We start from the raw sequence: 15,210 nt of genomic DNA on the forward strand, positions 1-15,210 counted from the left end.
CGGGCCGGTCGACCCCGGCCCGCCCGGCCCCGCCCGCCGGCCCCGAGCTCCCCGTACTCCCTCGCCCCACCCAGCACAGGAGGCACGTTCACCATGCAGGACACCGCCCGCTCCCTCGCATCCTCGCCCCGCGTCGGCGTCTGGCTGGTCGGCGCGCGCGGCTCCGTCGCCACCACCGCGATCGCCGGCGCCGCCGCCGTCGCCGCGGGCATCGCCTCCCCGACCGGATGCGTCACGGAGTCCCCCCTCTTCGCCGACGCATCCCTGCCGGCCCTCGCCGACCTCGTGTTCGGCGGCCACGACATCGTCGACGTGCCGCTCGCGGCGAGGGCCGGCCTGCTCGCCGACGCGGGGGTGCTGCCCGCCCGTCTCCTGGAGGCCGTACGCCCCGCCCTGGACGCGGCCGACGCGGAGATCCGCGACGGGGCGCAGCTGCCGGGCGAGCCCCAGTACACGGCGGCCCGCCGGCTCGCCGCCGACATCGCCGACTTCCGCGCACGGCACGGACTCGCCCAGGTCGTCGTCGTCAACGTCTCCTCCACCGAAGTGCTCGCCGAGCCCGACCCCGCCTTCCTCGACCTCGCCGACCTGGACAAGGCCCTGGCCACCCGGACCGATCTGCTGCCGCCCAGCGCCCTGTACGCGTACGCCGCGTTCCACGCCGGGTGCGCCTACGTCAACTTCACCCCGTCCACCGGCGCCGCCCTGCCCGCCCTCGACGAACTCGCCCGGCTGCGCGGCGTCCCGTACGCGGGGCGCGACGGCAAGACCGGCGAAACCCTGGTCAAGAGCGCGCTCGCGCCGATGTTCACGCAGCGGGCGCTGCGCCTGCGCTCCTGGTCCGGCACCAACCTCCTCGGCGGCGGCGACGGCGCGACCCTCGCCGACCCGGACGCGGCCCGCAGCAAGACCGAGTCGAAGCAGCGCAGCCTGGAGGAGACCGTCGGGCACCCCGTCGAGGGCCAGGTCCACATCGACAACGTGCCGGAGATGGGGGAGTGGAAGACCGCCTGGGACCACATCTCCTTCGAGGGGTTCCTCGGCGTACGGATGTCGATGCAGTTCACCTGGCAGGGCTGTGACTCGACGCTGGCCGCCCCGCTGATCCTGGACCTGGCCCGGCTCGCGACGCTGGCCCTGCGCCGCGGAGAGTCCGGCGCCCTGCCCGCCCTCGGCTTCTTCTTCAAGGACCCGGCGGCCTCCACCGAGCACAACCTCACGCTCCAGTACGAGTCCCTGACCGGCTGGGCGGCCCCGGCGAACACGGCGAAGACCCCGGCGAACACCCCGGCGAACTCGGCGAAGACCCCGGCCGGCGCTCAGGCCGAGCTGCCCGAGGCCGCACGATGACCACCGCCACGGCCACCACCCGGCCCACGCCCACCACCGGGCCCACCGGCACCGTAGCGGCCTGCCGGGCGGCCCTCTCCGCCGCCCGGCAGGCGTTCCGCACGGCACGGTCGGGCGCGACCACGTCACCGGACGCCCCTCCCGTCGCCCCTTCCGTCACCCCTCCCACCGCCTCGGCGGGGAAGACCGCCACGGCCGCCCCCGCCGCCCCCGGCGCGAACACCCCGGGGCTCGGCCGCTTCGACACCGGCTACCGCCCCCGTTCCGTCGCCCTGCGCCAACACGCGCGCACCGTCGCCGAGTTGGTGCGCGCCCCGGCCGCGCTGACCGTGCCCGGTGATGTGTTCGCCGGGGCGCTGGCCGTCGGACGGCCCGCCGGGGGACGGACACTGCTGCTCGCCGCGTCCTCCGTCAGCCTGTACTGGGCCGGCATGGCCCTCAACGACTGGGCCGACCGCGACGAGGACACCGTCGAACGGCCCGAGCGGCCGATCCCGTCCGGGCGCATCGCCCCGGGCACCGCACTCGCCCTCGCCGCCGGACTGACCGCCACCGGGCTCGGCCTGGGCGCGCTCGCGGGCGGACGACGCGTGCTGCTGCGCCGCACGCTCCCGCTGGCCGCGGCCGTGTGGGCGTACGACCTGGCCCTGAAGCACACCCCGTTCGGGCCCGCCGCCATGGCCGCGGCCCGGGCCCTCGACGTCCTGCACGGCACCGGACCCGCCCCCGCGGGACCCGCGCTGCGCGCCGCGGCGACGGTCGCCGGACACACCCTCGCGGTGACCCGGCTCAGCCGCCACGAGGTCACCGGCGAGCCCGGCCGCGAGCCGGTCGTCTCGCTCGCGGCGACGGCGGCGGTCACCGCCACCGTGGGCGCGGCCGCGGTCCACGGCCACCTCGTCCGGCGCACCGGCGCGACCCTGCCGGCCCCCGCACCACGGCCCCGACCGGCCGACACAGCAACCCTCTTGACCCCGTCGGCCACCACTGCGACCCTCGCCACCCTCACCGCTCTGCTCGGCTACGCCGTCACCTGTTCCCGTCCCCAATGGACCGTCGTGCGCCACCCCGATCCCGAACGCGTCCGCGCCGCCGTCGGCGCCGGCATCCACGCCCTGCTGCCCCTGCAGGCCGCCCTGGTCGCCCGTGCCGGTGCGCCGCGGCTCGCCGTCCTGCTCGGCGCCGCGCTGCCCCAGGCGGCCCGGCTCGCACGGAAGGTGTCCCCGACATGAGCCCCGCCCTGCGCTTCGCCTACGGGACCAACGGCTTCGCCGACCACCGGCTGCCCGACGCCCTGCGCGTCCTCGCCGACCTGGGCTACGACGGCGTCTCCCTCACGCTCGACCACCAGCACCTCGACCCGTACGCCCCCGAACTCGCCGCCCGGGTCCGGGACACGGCGAGGGCGCTGGAACGCACCGGTCTCGCCGTCGTCGTGGAGACCGGCGCCCGGTACCTGCTCGACCCGATGCGCAAGCACCGGCCCACCCTGCTGAGCGCCGAGCCCGAAGGCCGCGCGCGCCGGCTCGACCTGCTGCGCCGCGCCATCGCCGTCGGGGCCGAACTCGGCGCGGAGGCCGTGCACCTGTGGAGCGGCGTCGTCGACCCCGGCACCACCCGCGCCGAGGCGTGGCAGCGCCTGGAGGCGGGCTGCACCGAGGCCGTCGCCGAGGCCGACCGGGCCGGCGTCGACCTGGCCTTCGAACCCGAGCCGGGCATGCTCGTCGCCGACCTCACCGGGTACCGGCGACTGATCACCGTCCTCGGCCGCCCCGAGCGGCTGCGGCTCACCCTCGACATCGGGCACTGCCGGTGCCTGGAGCCGTACCCCGTCCCACGCTGCGTCGAGCTGGCCGCCGACCGGCTCGCCCACGTCCAGATCGAGGACATGCGGCGCGGGGTGCACGAACATCTCCCCTTCGGGGAGGGCGAGATCGACTTCCCGCCGGTGTTCGACGCGCTGCGCCGCATCGGCTACGGCGGCCTGGTCTCCGTGGAACTGCCCCGGCACAGCCACGCCGCCACGGCGACGGCCCGCGACAGCATCGCCTTCCTGCGCCGCTCGGCCACGGCAGCGGCCGCCCCCGCCCGGCCCACCGACAAGGAGGTCGTCCTCATATGACGCCGGTACGCACCCCCGAGCCCAGCACCCACACCCAGGCCCCTGCCTACGCCACGGTCCACGACATCCTGACCGCGTCCACGCTCAAGGAGTCCCTGCTGGCCGTCCTCACCCCGGACCAGCGCGCCCGGCTCGCCGTGGACACCCGGGCCGTCGCCGAGCGCGGCACCCCCGCCCTCGACGTCCGCTTCCCCGCGGCCGGCCGCACCTACGGGCGCGGCCCGCTGCCCGGCTGGGCGCACTGGGCGGTGGAGGACGCGGCCCGCACCGTCCTCCTCCAGCAACTGCCCCTGCGCGAGGCGGATCTGGCGGCCGAGGTCATCGCCCGCTACTGGGGCGGCGACGCCGCCGAGCGCCGGGGGGTGCTGCTGGCGCTGCCGTTCCTGGCGCTCGGGCCCGCCGCCCTCGCCCTGACCGACGACGCCGTGCGCACCAACGACAACCGGCTCATCGCCGCAGCGCTCGGCCCCTACGCCCGGGCCCACCTCGACCAGTACCGCTGGCGCCAGGCCGTCCTCAAGTGCCTGTTCACCGGCATCCCGCTGCGCCGGGTCGCCGGACTCGACCAGCGCAGGGACCCCGAACTGGCCCGGATGGCACGCGACTTCGCGAAGGAGCGACAGGCCGCGGGCCGCGAGGTCCCGGCCGACCTGTGGCTCGTGGCCACCGAGGAGGCACCCCAGGAGGCACCCCAGGAGGCGGGGGAGAACTGACCGGCCCGCCCCACCGACCCAGCCGCCCCACCAGCCCAGACCAGGAGCCAGGAGCCCCGGCCATGCGCATCTTCGATCCGCACATCCACATGACGTCCCGCACCACCGACGACTACCGCGCGATGCACGCCGCGGGCGTCCGTGCCCTGGTCGAGCCCGCCTTCTGGCTCGGTCAGCCGCGTACGTCGCCGGCCAGCTTCACCGACTACTTCGACGCGCTGCTCGGCTGGGAGCCCTACCGTGCCGCCCAGTTCGGCATCCGCCACCACTGCACCATCGGCCTGAACCCCAAGGAGGCCAACGACCCGCGCTGCCTCCCGGTCCTCGACGAGCTGCCTCGCTACCTCGCCAAGGACGGCGTCGTCGCGGTCGGCGAGATCGGCTACGACACCGTCACCGAGGCGGAGGACCTGGCGTTCTCCCGCCAGTTGGAGCTCGCGGTCGGCTTCGGTCTGCCCGCCCTGGTGCACACCCCGCACCGCGACAAGGCGGGCGGCACCCGCCGCTCCCTCGACGTGGTCCGGGACTCCGGCATCGACCCGGGCTTCGTCGTCCTGGACCACCTCAACGAGGTGACCGTCGGCGAGGTAGCGGACACCGGCTGCTGGATGGGCTTCTCCATCTACCCGGACACCAAGATGACACCGGAGCGCATGGTGGCCGTCCTCCAGCGCCACGGAACCGAGCGGATACTGGTCAACTCGGCCGCCGACTGGGGCCACAGCGACCCGCTGCTGACCCGGGCCACGGCCGACGCGATGCTCGCCGCCGGCTTCGACGAGGACGACGTGGACCGCGTGCTGTGGCGCAACCCCGTCACCTTCTACGGACAGTCCGGCCGCCTGGAACTCGACGACGCCGAGGGCGCCGACGTGACCACCGCCGGACTGTACGCGGGCAACTCCATCGCCCGCGGCGGCAGCTGACGGCAGCCGCACCTCGCCGGGCACCGCCGCTCGACGCCGGGCACCGCCGGGCACCGCACCACCGAGGGATCCGAAGCGATCCAGAGGGATCCGAAGGGATCCAGAGGGAAGCAGCCATGCGTTTTCGACACCCCGACGGCTCCGCCGTCCACCTCGCCTACTGCACCAACGTGCACCCGGCTGAGAGCCTCGACGGCATCGTCGGCCAGCTCGCCGCCTACGCCGAACCGGCGCGGGTGGCCGCGGGCGCCTCGCTGATCGGGGTCGGCCTGTGGCTGCCCGCCGAGACGGCCGGCATGCTCGCCGCCGACCCGGCGGCCGTGGCCCGGCTGCGTCGCGAACTGTCCACCCGCGGCCTGGAGACCGTCACGCTCAACGGCTTCCCCTACCGCGGCTTCCACGCGCCCGTCGTCAAACGGGCCGTGTACTACCCGGACTGGTCCGAACCCGCCCGCCTGGAATACACCCTCAACCTCGCCCGCGTCCTCGCCGGACTGCTGCCCGACGACGCCGAGCGCGGCTCCATCTCCACCCTGCCGCTGGCCTGGCGCACCCACTGGACCTCCGCCCAACGCGCCACCGCGGCACGCCAGTTGGACTCCCTCGCCGAAGGACTCAAGCAGATCGCCGCCGACACCGGGCGGACCGTCCGGGTCGGCATCGAGCCCGAGCCCGGCTGCGTCGTGGAGACCACCGAGCAGGCCGTGCAGGCCCTGGCCGGCACCGACCCGGACTGGATCGGCCTGTGCCTGGACGCCTGCCACCTCGCGGTCGCCCACGAGGACCCGGCGACCGCCCTGGCACAGCTGCGCGGCGCGGGCGTCCCCGTGGTCAAGCTGCAGGCGTCCACCGCGCTCCAGGTCGCCGACCCCGCCGACAGCGACGTACGCGAGGCGCTCGGCCGGTTCGCCGAACCCCGCTTCCTGCACCAGACCCGCGAGCCGGGACCCGACGGCGCACTCCTCGGCAGCGACGACCTGGGCGCCGCGCTCGCCGGGGCGCTGCCCGCCGAGGAGCCCTGGCGCGTCCACTTCCACGTACCCCTGCACGAGGAGCCGCGGCCGCCGCTGGCCGGCACCCGCGAGGTGCTGCGCGCGACGCTGAACGCGCTGTTCGCGGGGGAGCGGTCCCTGTGCGACCACGTCGAGGTCGAGACGTACACCTGGTCCGTGCTGCCCGGCGAACCGGTCGGTGACGTGGCGCTCGCGGCCGGCATAGCCGACGAACTGACGTGGATGAACGACGAGTTGACGGCCCTCGGGCTGAGCCGGGAGTCCTCGTGAGCGGGCAGCGACAGGTCGCCGTCCTGTGCACGGTCGGCCTCACCCCACGCCTGCTCGATCACATGCCGCACGTCAAGGCGATCGGCGAACAGGGCTTCACCGCACCCCTGGACACGGTGTTCCCCGCCGTCACCGCGACCGTGCACGCCACCCTCACCACCGGCCTCACGCCGCGCGAGCACGGCGCCGTCGCCAACGGCTGGTACCACCGCGACCACGGCGAGGTGATGATGTGGCGCCAGCACAACGCGCTGGTGCACGGCGAGAAGGTGTGGCAGGCGGCCCGCGAGCGCGACCCCGGCCACACCAGCGCCTACCTGTGCTGGTGGTGGGCGATGGGCGCCGACGTCGACACCGTGCTCACCCCGCGCCCCGTCTACCACTACGACGGCCGCAAGGCCCCCGACTGCTACACGGTCCCCGCCGGACTCCGCGACGAACTCACCTCTCTCCAGGGCGAGTTCCCGCTCTTCCAGTACTGGGGCCCGACCGCCTCCATCGCCTCCAGCCGCTGGATCGCGGGGGCCGCCCGCTACGTCATCGACCGCCGCCGCCCCGACCTCACCTTCGTCTACGTCCCGCACCTCGACTACGACCTCCAGCGCTACGGCCCCGACAGCCCCCAGGCCGTCGCGGCCGCCCGCGAGGCGGACGCCGCGCTCGCCCCGCTCCTGGAGGACCTGCGCGAACGCGGCATCACGGTCGTGGCGCTCAGCGAGTACGGCATCACCCCGGTGAGCCGGCCCGTCGACATCAACCGCGCCCTGCGCCGCGAGGGCCTGCTGTCGGTCTACGCCCAGCGCGGCATGGAGTACCTCGACCCGCACACCTCACGGGCGTTCGCGGTCGCCGACCACCAGGCGGCGCACGTCTACGTCGCCGACCCCGTGGACATCCCCCGGGTGCGGGACGTCCTGAAGGCCCTGCCCGGCGTGGACGAGACCTGGGACCGCGCCGAACAGGCGGTCTACGGCATCGACCACCCCAACTCCGGTGACCTGGTGGCCGTTTCGGAACCGGACGCCTGGTTCACGTACTACTACTGGCTCGACGACGCCCGCGCACCCGACTTCGCGCGCGGCGTCGACATCCACCGCAAGCCGGGCTACGACCCCGCCGAGCTCTTCTTCGACCCGTCGATCCCGGCGGTGAAGGCGAAGGCGGCGTGGACCGTGCTGCGCAAGAAGGCCGGACTGCGCGCACCGCTGACCGTGGTGCCGCTCGATCCCGGCCTGGTCAGGGGCAGCCACGGACGGCTGCCCGCCGAGGACCGCGACGGGCCGCTGCTGCTGTGCTCGGACCCGGCGCAAGAGCGGGACCGCTACCACGCCACCGAGGTCAAGGAGCTTCTCCTGCGCCTCAACGGACTGGCATGAGACCGGCCGTGACGAGACGAGAGGAGGCACGAGAATGGCGCAGTCGGCGACGACACGACCGGTCGACGAGGCGATACCCACCCGACATGCCGAAGGGGTGCACATAGATCACGCGGCGGACATCGCCGATGTGTACGTGCCGGAATCGGCGCGCGACGTGGTGGCGGACCTCCGGCGCACCGGCGCGGTCCACATCTGGTGGTGGCGGCTCGGCGACGCCGTCGATCCGGCGGACTTCGCGCTGCTGGACGCGTCCGAACAGGCCCGCGCCCGCCGCTTCCACGCGGCGCGCGACGCGGCGGCGTTCACCACGACGCGGGCTGGCGCCCGGCGCGCGGTGGCCGGCCTGCTCGGGGTGGCCGCGCAGGCGGTGCGCTTCGGGCGGCGGGTCTGCCCGGGCTGCGGCGACACGGAACACGGCCCGCCGTCGGTGGTCCGTCCCCCCGTCCCGCTGGCGATCAGCCTCTCCCGCACCTCCGGCTGCGGGGTGCTCGCCCTGCGGGCGGGCAGCTGGGTCGGCGTCGACGTCGAGGCGTACCGGCCCGTGGAGTCGGACGCCCTCGCCGAAGTGGTGCTCACCCCCTCGGAGGCCCGCCACATCCTGGGCCTGCCCGCGGGGGGCGAGGACCGCGTCCACCGGTTCCACCGCGCCTGGACCAGGAAGGAGGCCGTCGTCAAGGCGGTCGGTCTCGGCCTGATGGGCATGCCGCTGAACACCCTTGAGGTCGCCCCGGCCGACCCGGGCCCGTTCCGGGTCACCCACGACCACCAGGGCGAACTCACCCAGTGGCACGTGGAGGACGTCCACCTGGACAGCGGCTGGTCGGCATCCCTGGCCCGCCCCGCCACGTCGAGCCCCCTGGGACCGGTACAGGTGCACGCCCCGGCGTGACCACCCCCGAAACCAGGCCGGACCGGGCCACATCCCCCGCGCCCGGTCCGGCCTGCCCCTCCGGCCTCTCCGGTGTCCGGCCGCGACCCACGCCGGCCGCCGGCTCGGTCCTCCTGACCAGGGAGCCCCCATGTCCCACCACTCACCGTCCACCCTCACCACTTCCACCATCTCCGCCTCTCTCACGACCACCCTCGAACCCCCGGCCCCGCCACCGCCGCCCCGCAAGGGCCCGCCCCACACCCCGCCGCCCGGCCCCCTCGCCGTGGCCGGCGGTGTCGCGGCCGTCGGGGCCGCGCTGGCGCTCGGGGCGCTCGCCGGAGGCGAACTGCGCGGGTTCATGGACCGGATGGCCGGGGTCGTGGCCCTGGTCGCGCTCTCCGTCGCCGTCATGCTCGGGCTCGCCACCGCGCTGCGCGGAGTGCTGCCGCCCGGGCTGCGCACGTACGCCATGGCGGCCCACCGCGGCGCCGGCGTCCTCGGCGTGGGCGCGCTGTTCGTCCACATCGGGGTGAAGGTGGCCGGCGACCGGATCGGCGCCGCGGCCGCCGCGTTCGGCGTCGGCAGCCCGGATCTGCTGGTCGGCCTCGGCACGCTCGCCTGCCACCTGTTCCTGCTCGCCCTCGCCACCGGCATCTGGCGCGGCGTCTTCGCGACCCGGCGATGGATCCGCCCGTTCCGCGTCCTGCACGGCGCCTCGTACGCGGCCTGGCTCGCCGCCCTCGTCCACGGCCTGACCGCGGGCCGCGCCCCGGCCCCCTGGGTCGTCGTCTGCTACGCCCTGTGCGTGGCGGGGACGGCCGCCCTCCTCACGTACCGGAACGTGCGCACCGCCCGGCCGGGGAAACCGGCCGCGTAACCCCGCACGCACCTGCCCCTTTTCGGCCGATCCTTCCGAGGACCGGCCGAAAAGCATGTCCGCAAGGGCTCCGAACCCCTCCGACATAGCCCCGATATAGATCCACGGGACAGCTTCGAGATGACGCGCCATTCGCTGCCGGCGGAGCACGCGCTGACGACCCCCACGGACGATGGACGGAGAGGACTGGTCACGCATGATGACCGAGAGGACCAACGAAAGGCCGCGCACCGACGCAGGGCAGCGCACGCACGCTCTGCGCCTGGAGGCGGTCACCAAGGTCTATGGCAAGAACGACCGCGGAGTCCGGGCCCTCGACGGCGTCTCGGTGGACATCGCCCGAGGATCCTTCACCGCCGTGATGGGGCCTTCGGGCTCCGGCAAGTCGACCTTCCTGCACTGTGCCGCGGGACTCGACAAGCCGTCGTCCGGGAAGGCCTGGATCGGTGACACCGAGCTCGGCGGCATGAACGAGACGCAGCTGACCAAGCTGCGCCGCCAGCGGATCGGCTTCGTCTTCCAGGCGTTCAACCTGATCCCGTCGCTGTCGGTACGGCAGAACGTGGATCTCCCGCTGCGCCTCGCGGGCGAACGCCTCGACGGCCAGTGGCTGGAGCAGATCCTGCACCGGGTCGGCCTGGACGGCCGCGCGGGCCACCGCCCCTCCGAGCTCTCCGGCGGCCAGCAGCAGCGCGTCGCCATCGCCCGCGCGCTGATCACCCGGCCCGACGTGATCTTCGGCGACGAGCCGACCGGCGCCCTGGACACGGTCACGGCGAAGGAGATCCTCTCGCTGCTGCGCTCCTGCGTGGACGAGACCGGCCAGACCGTCGTCATGGTCACCCACGACCCGGTGGCCGCCTCCTACGCGGACACGGTGCTCTTCCTCGCGGACGGCCGCATCGCCGACCGGATGCACGCCCCGACCGCCGACCGCGTCGCCGACCGCATGACGCACCTGGGAGCGTGGGCCTGATGCTGCGCTACGCCTTCCAGACCCTGCGCGCCCGCAAGGGCGGCTTCATCGGCGCGTTCCTCGCGCTGATGTGCGCGGCGGCGCTGGTCACCGCGTGCGGCATCCTCCTGGAGACCGGCCTGCGCGGCACCATCGGCACCGAGCGCTACTCCGCCGCCCCCGTGATCGTCGGCGGCGACCAGAACGTCCACCAGACCACGATCAAGAAGAAGAAGGGCAAGACCAAGGTCAAGCACAAGGCCAAGCCGCTCGCCGAGCGCGTCTGGCTGCCCGCGAACACCGTCGACAAGCTCGAAGGCGTCCCCGGCGCGCGCGCCGTCGTGCCCGAAGTGACCTTCCCCGCCTACGCGGTGAGCCCGCAGGGCCAGGTCGTGCCGGGCGTCGACGACAAGCCGTCGTACGGGCACGCGTGGACGTCCGCGGCCCTGACCCCGTTCAAGCTGACCGACGGTTCCGCGCCGGCCTCCGCCGACCAGGTCGTCGTGGACCGTGAACTGGCCTCCCGTACGGGCCTGAAGCCGGGCGCCAAGCTCACCGTGCAGGCCACCGACGCCCCGCGCACCTACACGGTCAGCGGCATCGCGGCCGCGGCCGGCGGCGACCTGAAGCAGCAGTCGTCGCTGTTCTTCTCCGACGAGGAGGCCCAGCGGCTCTCGGGCCGTGACGGTGCCGTCTCGGGCATCGGCGTACTCCCCAAGAAGGGCGTCGGAGCGGGCGAGTTGGCCGACCAGGTGAAGAAGGCGCTCGACGGCACCACCGCCCAGGTGGTCACCGGCGGCGACCGCGGCCCCGTCGAGTTCCTCGACGCCTCCAAGGCGCGGGTGAAGCTGGTGTCGATGGGCGGCGCGATCGGCGGCACCTCGCTGCTCGTCGCGATCCTCGTCGTCGTCGGCACGTTCGCGCTCTCCATCCAGCAGCGCTACCGCGAGCTCGCCCTGCTGCGCGCCATCGCCGCCACTCCGAAGCAGGTACGTCAACTCATCGGCCGCGAGGCCCTGTTGGTCGGCCTGCTCGCGGGTGTCACGGGCGCGATCCTCGGTCTGCCCATCGCCTACTGGCTGCACGGGAAGTTCGTCGACTTCAAGGCGATCCCGGACACGCTGGAGGTCACCTTCAGCGTCTTCCCGTTCTTCGCCGCGGTCGGCGCCGCCCTGCTCGGCGCCTGGGCGGCGGCCCGCATCTCCGGCCGCCGCACCGCCAGGATCCGCCCGGCCGAGGCGCTCGCCGAGTCCGCCGTGGAGCGCTCCGGGTTCGCCTGGGGCCGCCTGATCGTCGGCATCGTCACGCTCGCGGGCGGCATCGTGCTCCTCGTCGTGCTGAGCGTCCTCGACACGGAACCGGCGTCGACTCCCGTCACCTTCCTGTCCGTTGTGGTCCTCGCGGTCGCGGTGTCGTTGCTCGGCCCGCTCATCGCCCGGATCGCCATCGCCCTGCTCGGCATCCCGCTGCGCGCCTCGCGGGTCGCCGGACACCTGGCCACCGCCAACGTCCGCGCCAACACCCGCCGGATGGCGTCCGCCATCACCCCGCTCGCCCTGCTCATCGGCATGGCCTGCACGGTCCTGTTCGTGCAGACCACGATGGGCGACGCGGCCTCGGCCCAGGCCGAGGACGGCAACAAGGCGGACTGGGTGGTCGCGTCGGCCGGACCCGGCGTCCCCGGACAGGCGGTCGACGCGCTGCGCGGGACGCCCGGTGTCACCACCGCGACCGAGGTCGTCCGCACGACGGTCCGCATCGGCCTCGACAAGTACCCGGCGCAGGGCCTCACCCCGGACGGGATCGGCTCCACCTGGGACCCGGACGTCACGGGCGGCTCGCTGAAGTCGTTCGGCGCGGGCACCGTGGCGATGAGCGAGGTCGCCGCCGACCACCTCGGCAAGAAGCCGGGCGACACCCTCAAGGTGACCCTCGGCGACGGCACGAAGACCGACCTCAAGGTCGCCGCCGTCTACGCCCGCGGCCTCGGCTTCGGCGATCTCACGATGGCCCACGACCTGGTGGCCGCGCACGTCGACAACCCGCTCGCCTCCTCCGTCCTCGTCAAGACGGCCGGCGACGGCAAGGCGGGACGGGAGCAACTCCAGTCGGCCGTCGGCAAGTTCCCGGGTGTCGGCGTCCTGAACCGCGACGAGGTCGAGGACCTCCAGGCCGAGGTGCAGCAGTCCAACGCCGAGGTCAACTACGTCGCCATGGGCCTGATCATCGCGTTCACCGCGATCGCCGTGGTCAACACGCTCGCCATGTCGGTCTCCGACCGGTTCCGCGAGTTCGCCCTGCTGCGGCTCGTCGGCACCACCCGGCGCCAGATCATGAGCATGCTGCGGCTCGAGTCCCTGGTGGTCGTCCTGGTGGCGGCGGCGCTCGGCAGCGGTATCGCCTTCGCCGTGCTGACCGCGTTCAGCGTCGGCATGACGGGCGCGGCCCAGCCGTCGGTCGACCCGCTGTGGTTCCTCGGCGTCCTCGCCCTCGCGGGCCTGCTCGCCCTGGTCGCCACGGTCGTACCGGGCCGGCTCTCGCTGACCGGCCGCCCGGCGGACGTCATCGGCTCGCGCCAGTGACGCCCTTCGCTCCCCGTCCATGACACCCACGGCTGAAGGGCCGGTCCTCTCGGACCGGCCCTTCAGCCGTGGCGCGTCCCGCCCGCTCTCAGCCGAGCACGGGCCCGCCGCCCTTGCGGTCCACCCGGCTGCGCCGGTTGTCCAGGTGCGCGTACACCCGCTCCAGCCAGCGGTCCGCGCCGTCGTAGCGCGGAGTGAAGGAGGTACGTCCGTGGACCGCCACCCGGTTGTCCACCACCGCGAGGTCACCGACCCGCAGCCGGTGACCGACCATCGTCTCGACGAACGCCTCGCGCAGCGCCGCCATCGCCACCTTCGCCGGGTCGTCCAGCGGGTGGGTCGCGGCGAAGTCGACCAGGACGTTCGGGTCCTCGGGGTCACCCACGAGGATCGGGTGCGCCGAGCGGACACTGTCCAGCGTGCCGAACGACGGCGGCGGCTCGGTCAGGAACCGCGGCTCGGCCAGCACCTGCCGCGTGTCCGCGTCGAGCAGCGGCAGCGCCCGCCGGATCGAGGAGGTGCACAGCTTCGCGTCGCCGGTCGGGTCCTCACGTATGCACAACAGGCCCACATAATCGGGCCGGTTGTCGTGGAAAGCGTTCTCGATGTGCAGTTCGAGAAGGACGGATCCGGCATTGCTCTGCGATTCCTCGCGGCCCGGAACCGGCACCACATTCTGTACGAGATGGCCGCTCTTCTCATTACGGAAGGCGATGACCTCGCCGAGCTGCAGCATCACCGAACTGACGACGGACGCGGCGACGGTCGGCACCCGCTCCACCGAATTCGGCACGGCCGGCGTCGCGGGCAGCGGAGCGTCGGCCACCACCGGCAGATTCCGCAGCAGCAGGGTGCCGTCGGGCCCCGGGTCGTGCCGGAACGCGCGCAGCGTGCGCAGCAGCGTACGGGGGAGGGAGGAGGACGTGTCGAGGGCCGCGGCCAGCCACTGCGGGGTGTCGATGAGCTCGTTCTCGGGCCCGGTGAGGCGTTCGGTGAGGGCGACGATCTCGCTCCGCTCGGCCTCGCTGATCTCGTGGGCCGAAGCGGTCTGCGGAATGGTCTGGTGCTGCTGAATCATCTGATGCATGGAAACGGTTCCCCAAGTCCCCAGTAGGCGGGTGGATTTCTTGGGGAATTGTCCGAACCCGGTCTATGAGCGCTCTATGCGTATCGCTACGGAGATCACCAGGCGGAGCACTACGGAGATCGTCAGGCAGAGCACTGCGGAGATCGTCAGAGAGGTCTCTGCGGATCGCTGCGGATCGCCGTGGATCGCTATGGATCGCCACGAAGTCGGTATAGGCCGTGAATAGGCGACAGGACGATTCTGCCTGGACAGTGTCCACAGGCTGCCCAGCGGCCGGAAGGAGGCGCGAACATGACGTTCCTGCCCGAACGGAGCCGGGCCGGCGAATCCGCGGCGGACCGGATCGTGGCCCGGGGCGAGGCGCACGTGTGGTGGTGGCGCTGTCCCGAGCGGACCGACCCCGCCGACCTCGCCCTCCTCGGCACCGACGAGTTCCACCGCGCCCTCGGCATGCTCGCCGAACGGGACGCCGCCGAGTTCGTGGGCAGCAGGGCCAGGGCCCGCCGCGCGCTCGGCGCTCTCCTGCAACTACCGCCGGAACAAGTCGAGTTGGGGCGCCAGCAGTGCCCCGGCTGCGGTGGTACGGGACATGGCCCGCCGCAGCTGGTGAGGCCGCCGCTGCCGCTCTCGGTCAGCCTGAGCCGCACGGCGGGCTGGGGTGTCCTGGCCCTCGGGGCCGGCGCCCGGATCGGGGTCGACGCGGAAGCGCTACGCCCGGTGCACGACGCCGTGTTCACCGGCTCGGTGCTGACCCCGGCCGAGCGGGAGCACCTGGACGCGCTCGCCCCGGGGGAGCCCAGGCACCGCGCCTTCCACCGCATCTGGACCCGCAAGGAGTCCGTGGTCAAGGCGGTCGGCGTCGGCCTCACCGGGACGGATCTCGACCGCCTCGACACCCGCCCCGCCGACGAGGGACCGGTCCATCTCGTGCACCGGAGCGCCGGCGACACCACGCACTGGACGGTCGAGGACCTGCCGCTGTCGCCCGACCTGGCGGTGGCCCTCGCCCGTCCCCGGGGTCCGGCCTCCCGCGGCCGCCTCCATCTGCACCCGCCCGCGGCCTGA

General features: G+C 73.8%; 13 protein-coding genes. 12 read left to right on the forward strand and 1 reads right to left on the reverse strand.

Translation table 11 applies throughout. The features are described 5' to 3' along the window. Positions 1–93 precede the first annotated feature (93 nt). The 11 genes from B072_RS0138540 (at position 94) to B072_RS0138590 (ending at position 13,058) form a co-directional block, all read left to right on the forward strand. Positions 94–1,350 (forward strand): inositol-3-phosphate synthase, encoded by a 1,257-nt coding sequence (locus tag B072_RS0138540; RefSeq protein WP_018535335.1) that lies wholly within the window; start codon positions 94–96, stop codon positions 1,348–1,350. Continuing rightward, positions 1,347–2,582, forward strand: coding sequence for an SCO3242 family prenyltransferase (locus tag B072_RS0138545; protein ID WP_018535336.1), 1,236 nt, complete (start codon positions 1,347–1,349; stop codon positions 2,580–2,582). Before B072_RS0138540 ends, B072_RS0138545 begins: the two co-directional genes overlap by 4 nt. Beyond that, on the forward strand, positions 2,579–3,472 hold the full coding sequence (locus B072_RS0138550) for a sugar phosphate isomerase/epimerase family protein (RefSeq protein WP_018535337.1): 894 nt from the start codon (positions 2,579–2,581) through the stop codon (positions 3,470–3,472). Before B072_RS0138545 ends, B072_RS0138550 begins: the two co-directional genes overlap by 4 nt. Further along, positions 3,469–4,185: an EboA domain-containing protein gene (locus tag B072_RS0138555; RefSeq protein ID WP_018535338.1), complete on the forward strand. Its 717-nt coding sequence runs from the start codon at positions 3,469–3,471 to the stop codon at positions 4,183–4,185. Before B072_RS0138550 ends, B072_RS0138555 begins: the two co-directional genes overlap by 4 nt. 62 nt (positions 4,186–4,247) lie before the next feature. Then, positions 4,248–5,111: a TatD family hydrolase gene (locus B072_RS0138560; protein WP_018535339.1), complete on the forward strand. Its 864-nt coding sequence runs from the start codon at positions 4,248–4,250 to the stop codon at positions 5,109–5,111. Positions 5,112–5,227: 116 nt separating this feature from the next. Further along, positions 5,228–6,394, forward strand: a complete 1,167-nt coding sequence (eboE, locus tag B072_RS0138565) for a metabolite traffic protein EboE (protein WP_018535340.1) — start codon at positions 5,228–5,230, stop codon at positions 6,392–6,394. Then, positions 6,391–7,770: an alkaline phosphatase family protein gene (locus B072_RS0138570; protein WP_018535341.1), complete on the forward strand. Its 1,380-nt coding sequence runs from the start codon at positions 6,391–6,393 to the stop codon at positions 7,768–7,770. Before eboE ends, B072_RS0138570 begins: the two co-directional genes overlap by 4 nt. 34 nt (positions 7,771–7,804) lie before the next feature. Next, the gene (locus B072_RS0138575) at positions 7,805–8,662 is read left to right on the forward strand and encodes a 4'-phosphopantetheinyl transferase family protein (RefSeq protein WP_018535342.1); all 858 of its coding nucleotides are present in this window, start codon (positions 7,805–7,807) and stop codon (positions 8,660–8,662) included. Between the two features lie 130 nt (positions 8,663–8,792). Then, positions 8,793–9,521 (forward strand): hypothetical protein, encoded by a 729-nt coding sequence (locus tag B072_RS45020; protein ID WP_018535343.1) that lies wholly within the window; start codon positions 8,793–8,795, stop codon positions 9,519–9,521. A gap of 196 nt (positions 9,522–9,717) precedes the next feature. Beyond that, positions 9,718–10,497 carry an ABC transporter ATP-binding protein gene (locus B072_RS0138585; RefSeq protein WP_018535344.1) on the forward strand — a complete coding sequence of 260 codons (780 nt, stop codon included), beginning with the start codon at positions 9,718–9,720 and terminating at the stop codon, positions 10,495–10,497. Beyond that, positions 10,488–13,058 (forward strand): ABC transporter permease, encoded by a 2,571-nt coding sequence (locus tag B072_RS0138590; protein WP_018535345.1) that lies wholly within the window; start codon positions 10,488–10,490, stop codon positions 13,056–13,058. The genes B072_RS0138585 and B072_RS0138590 overlap by 10 nt, the downstream gene beginning before the upstream one ends. Before the next feature lie 88 nt (positions 13,059–13,146). Here the strand turns inward: B072_RS0138590 and B072_RS0138595 are convergent, their stop codons facing one another. Continuing rightward, the gene (locus tag B072_RS0138595; RefSeq protein WP_018535346.1) at positions 13,147–14,145 is read right to left on the reverse strand and encodes a TauD/TfdA family dioxygenase; all 999 of its coding nucleotides are present in this window, start codon (positions 14,143–14,145) and stop codon (positions 13,147–13,149) included. A 291-nt stretch (positions 14,146–14,436) separates the two neighbouring features. Here B072_RS0138595 and B072_RS0138600 point away from each other — a divergent pair, with 291 nt between their 5' ends. Further along, entirely contained in the window at positions 14,437–15,210 is a 774-nt protein-coding gene (locus B072_RS0138600; protein ID WP_018535347.1) for a 4'-phosphopantetheinyl transferase family protein, read from the forward strand.

The sequence above is a fragment of the Streptomyces sp. HmicA12 genome, assembly GCF_000373565.1.
Classification (GTDB): Bacteria; Actinomycetota; Actinomycetes; order Streptomycetales; family Streptomycetaceae; genus Streptomyces.

Excerpts from the sequence above, each read along its gene's own strand:
- B072_RS0138540 (WP_018535335.1), top strand. The coding sequence starts at position 94 with ATGCAGGACACCGCCCGCTCCCTCGCATCCTCGCCCCGCGTCGGCGTC.
- B072_RS0138545 (WP_018535336.1), top strand. The coding sequence starts at position 1,347 with ATGACCACCGCCACGGCCACCACCCGGCCCACGCCCACCACCGGGCCC.
- B072_RS0138550 (WP_018535337.1), top strand. The coding sequence starts at position 2,579 with ATGAGCCCCGCCCTGCGCTTCGCCTACGGGACCAACGGCTTCGCCGAC.
- B072_RS0138555 (WP_018535338.1), top strand. The coding sequence starts at position 3,469 with ATGACGCCGGTACGCACCCCCGAGCCCAGCACCCACACCCAGGCCCCT.
- B072_RS0138560 (WP_018535339.1), top strand. The coding sequence starts at position 4,248 with ATGCGCATCTTCGATCCGCACATCCACATGACGTCCCGCACCACCGAC.
- eboE (WP_018535340.1), top strand. The coding sequence starts at position 5,228 with ATGCGTTTTCGACACCCCGACGGCTCCGCCGTCCACCTCGCCTACTGC.
- B072_RS0138575 (WP_018535342.1), top strand. The coding sequence starts at position 7,805 with ATGGCGCAGTCGGCGACGACACGACCGGTCGACGAGGCGATACCCACC.
- B072_RS45020 (WP_018535343.1), top strand. The coding sequence starts at position 8,793 with ATGTCCCACCACTCACCGTCCACCCTCACCACTTCCACCATCTCCGCC.
- B072_RS0138585 (WP_018535344.1), top strand. The coding sequence starts at position 9,718 with ATGATGACCGAGAGGACCAACGAAAGGCCGCGCACCGACGCAGGGCAG.
- B072_RS0138595 (WP_018535346.1), bottom strand. The coding sequence starts at position 14,145 with ATGCATCAGATGATTCAGCAGCACCAGACCATTCCGCAGACCGCTTCG.
- B072_RS0138600 (WP_018535347.1), top strand. The coding sequence starts at position 14,437 with ATGACGTTCCTGCCCGAACGGAGCCGGGCCGGCGAATCCGCGGCGGAC.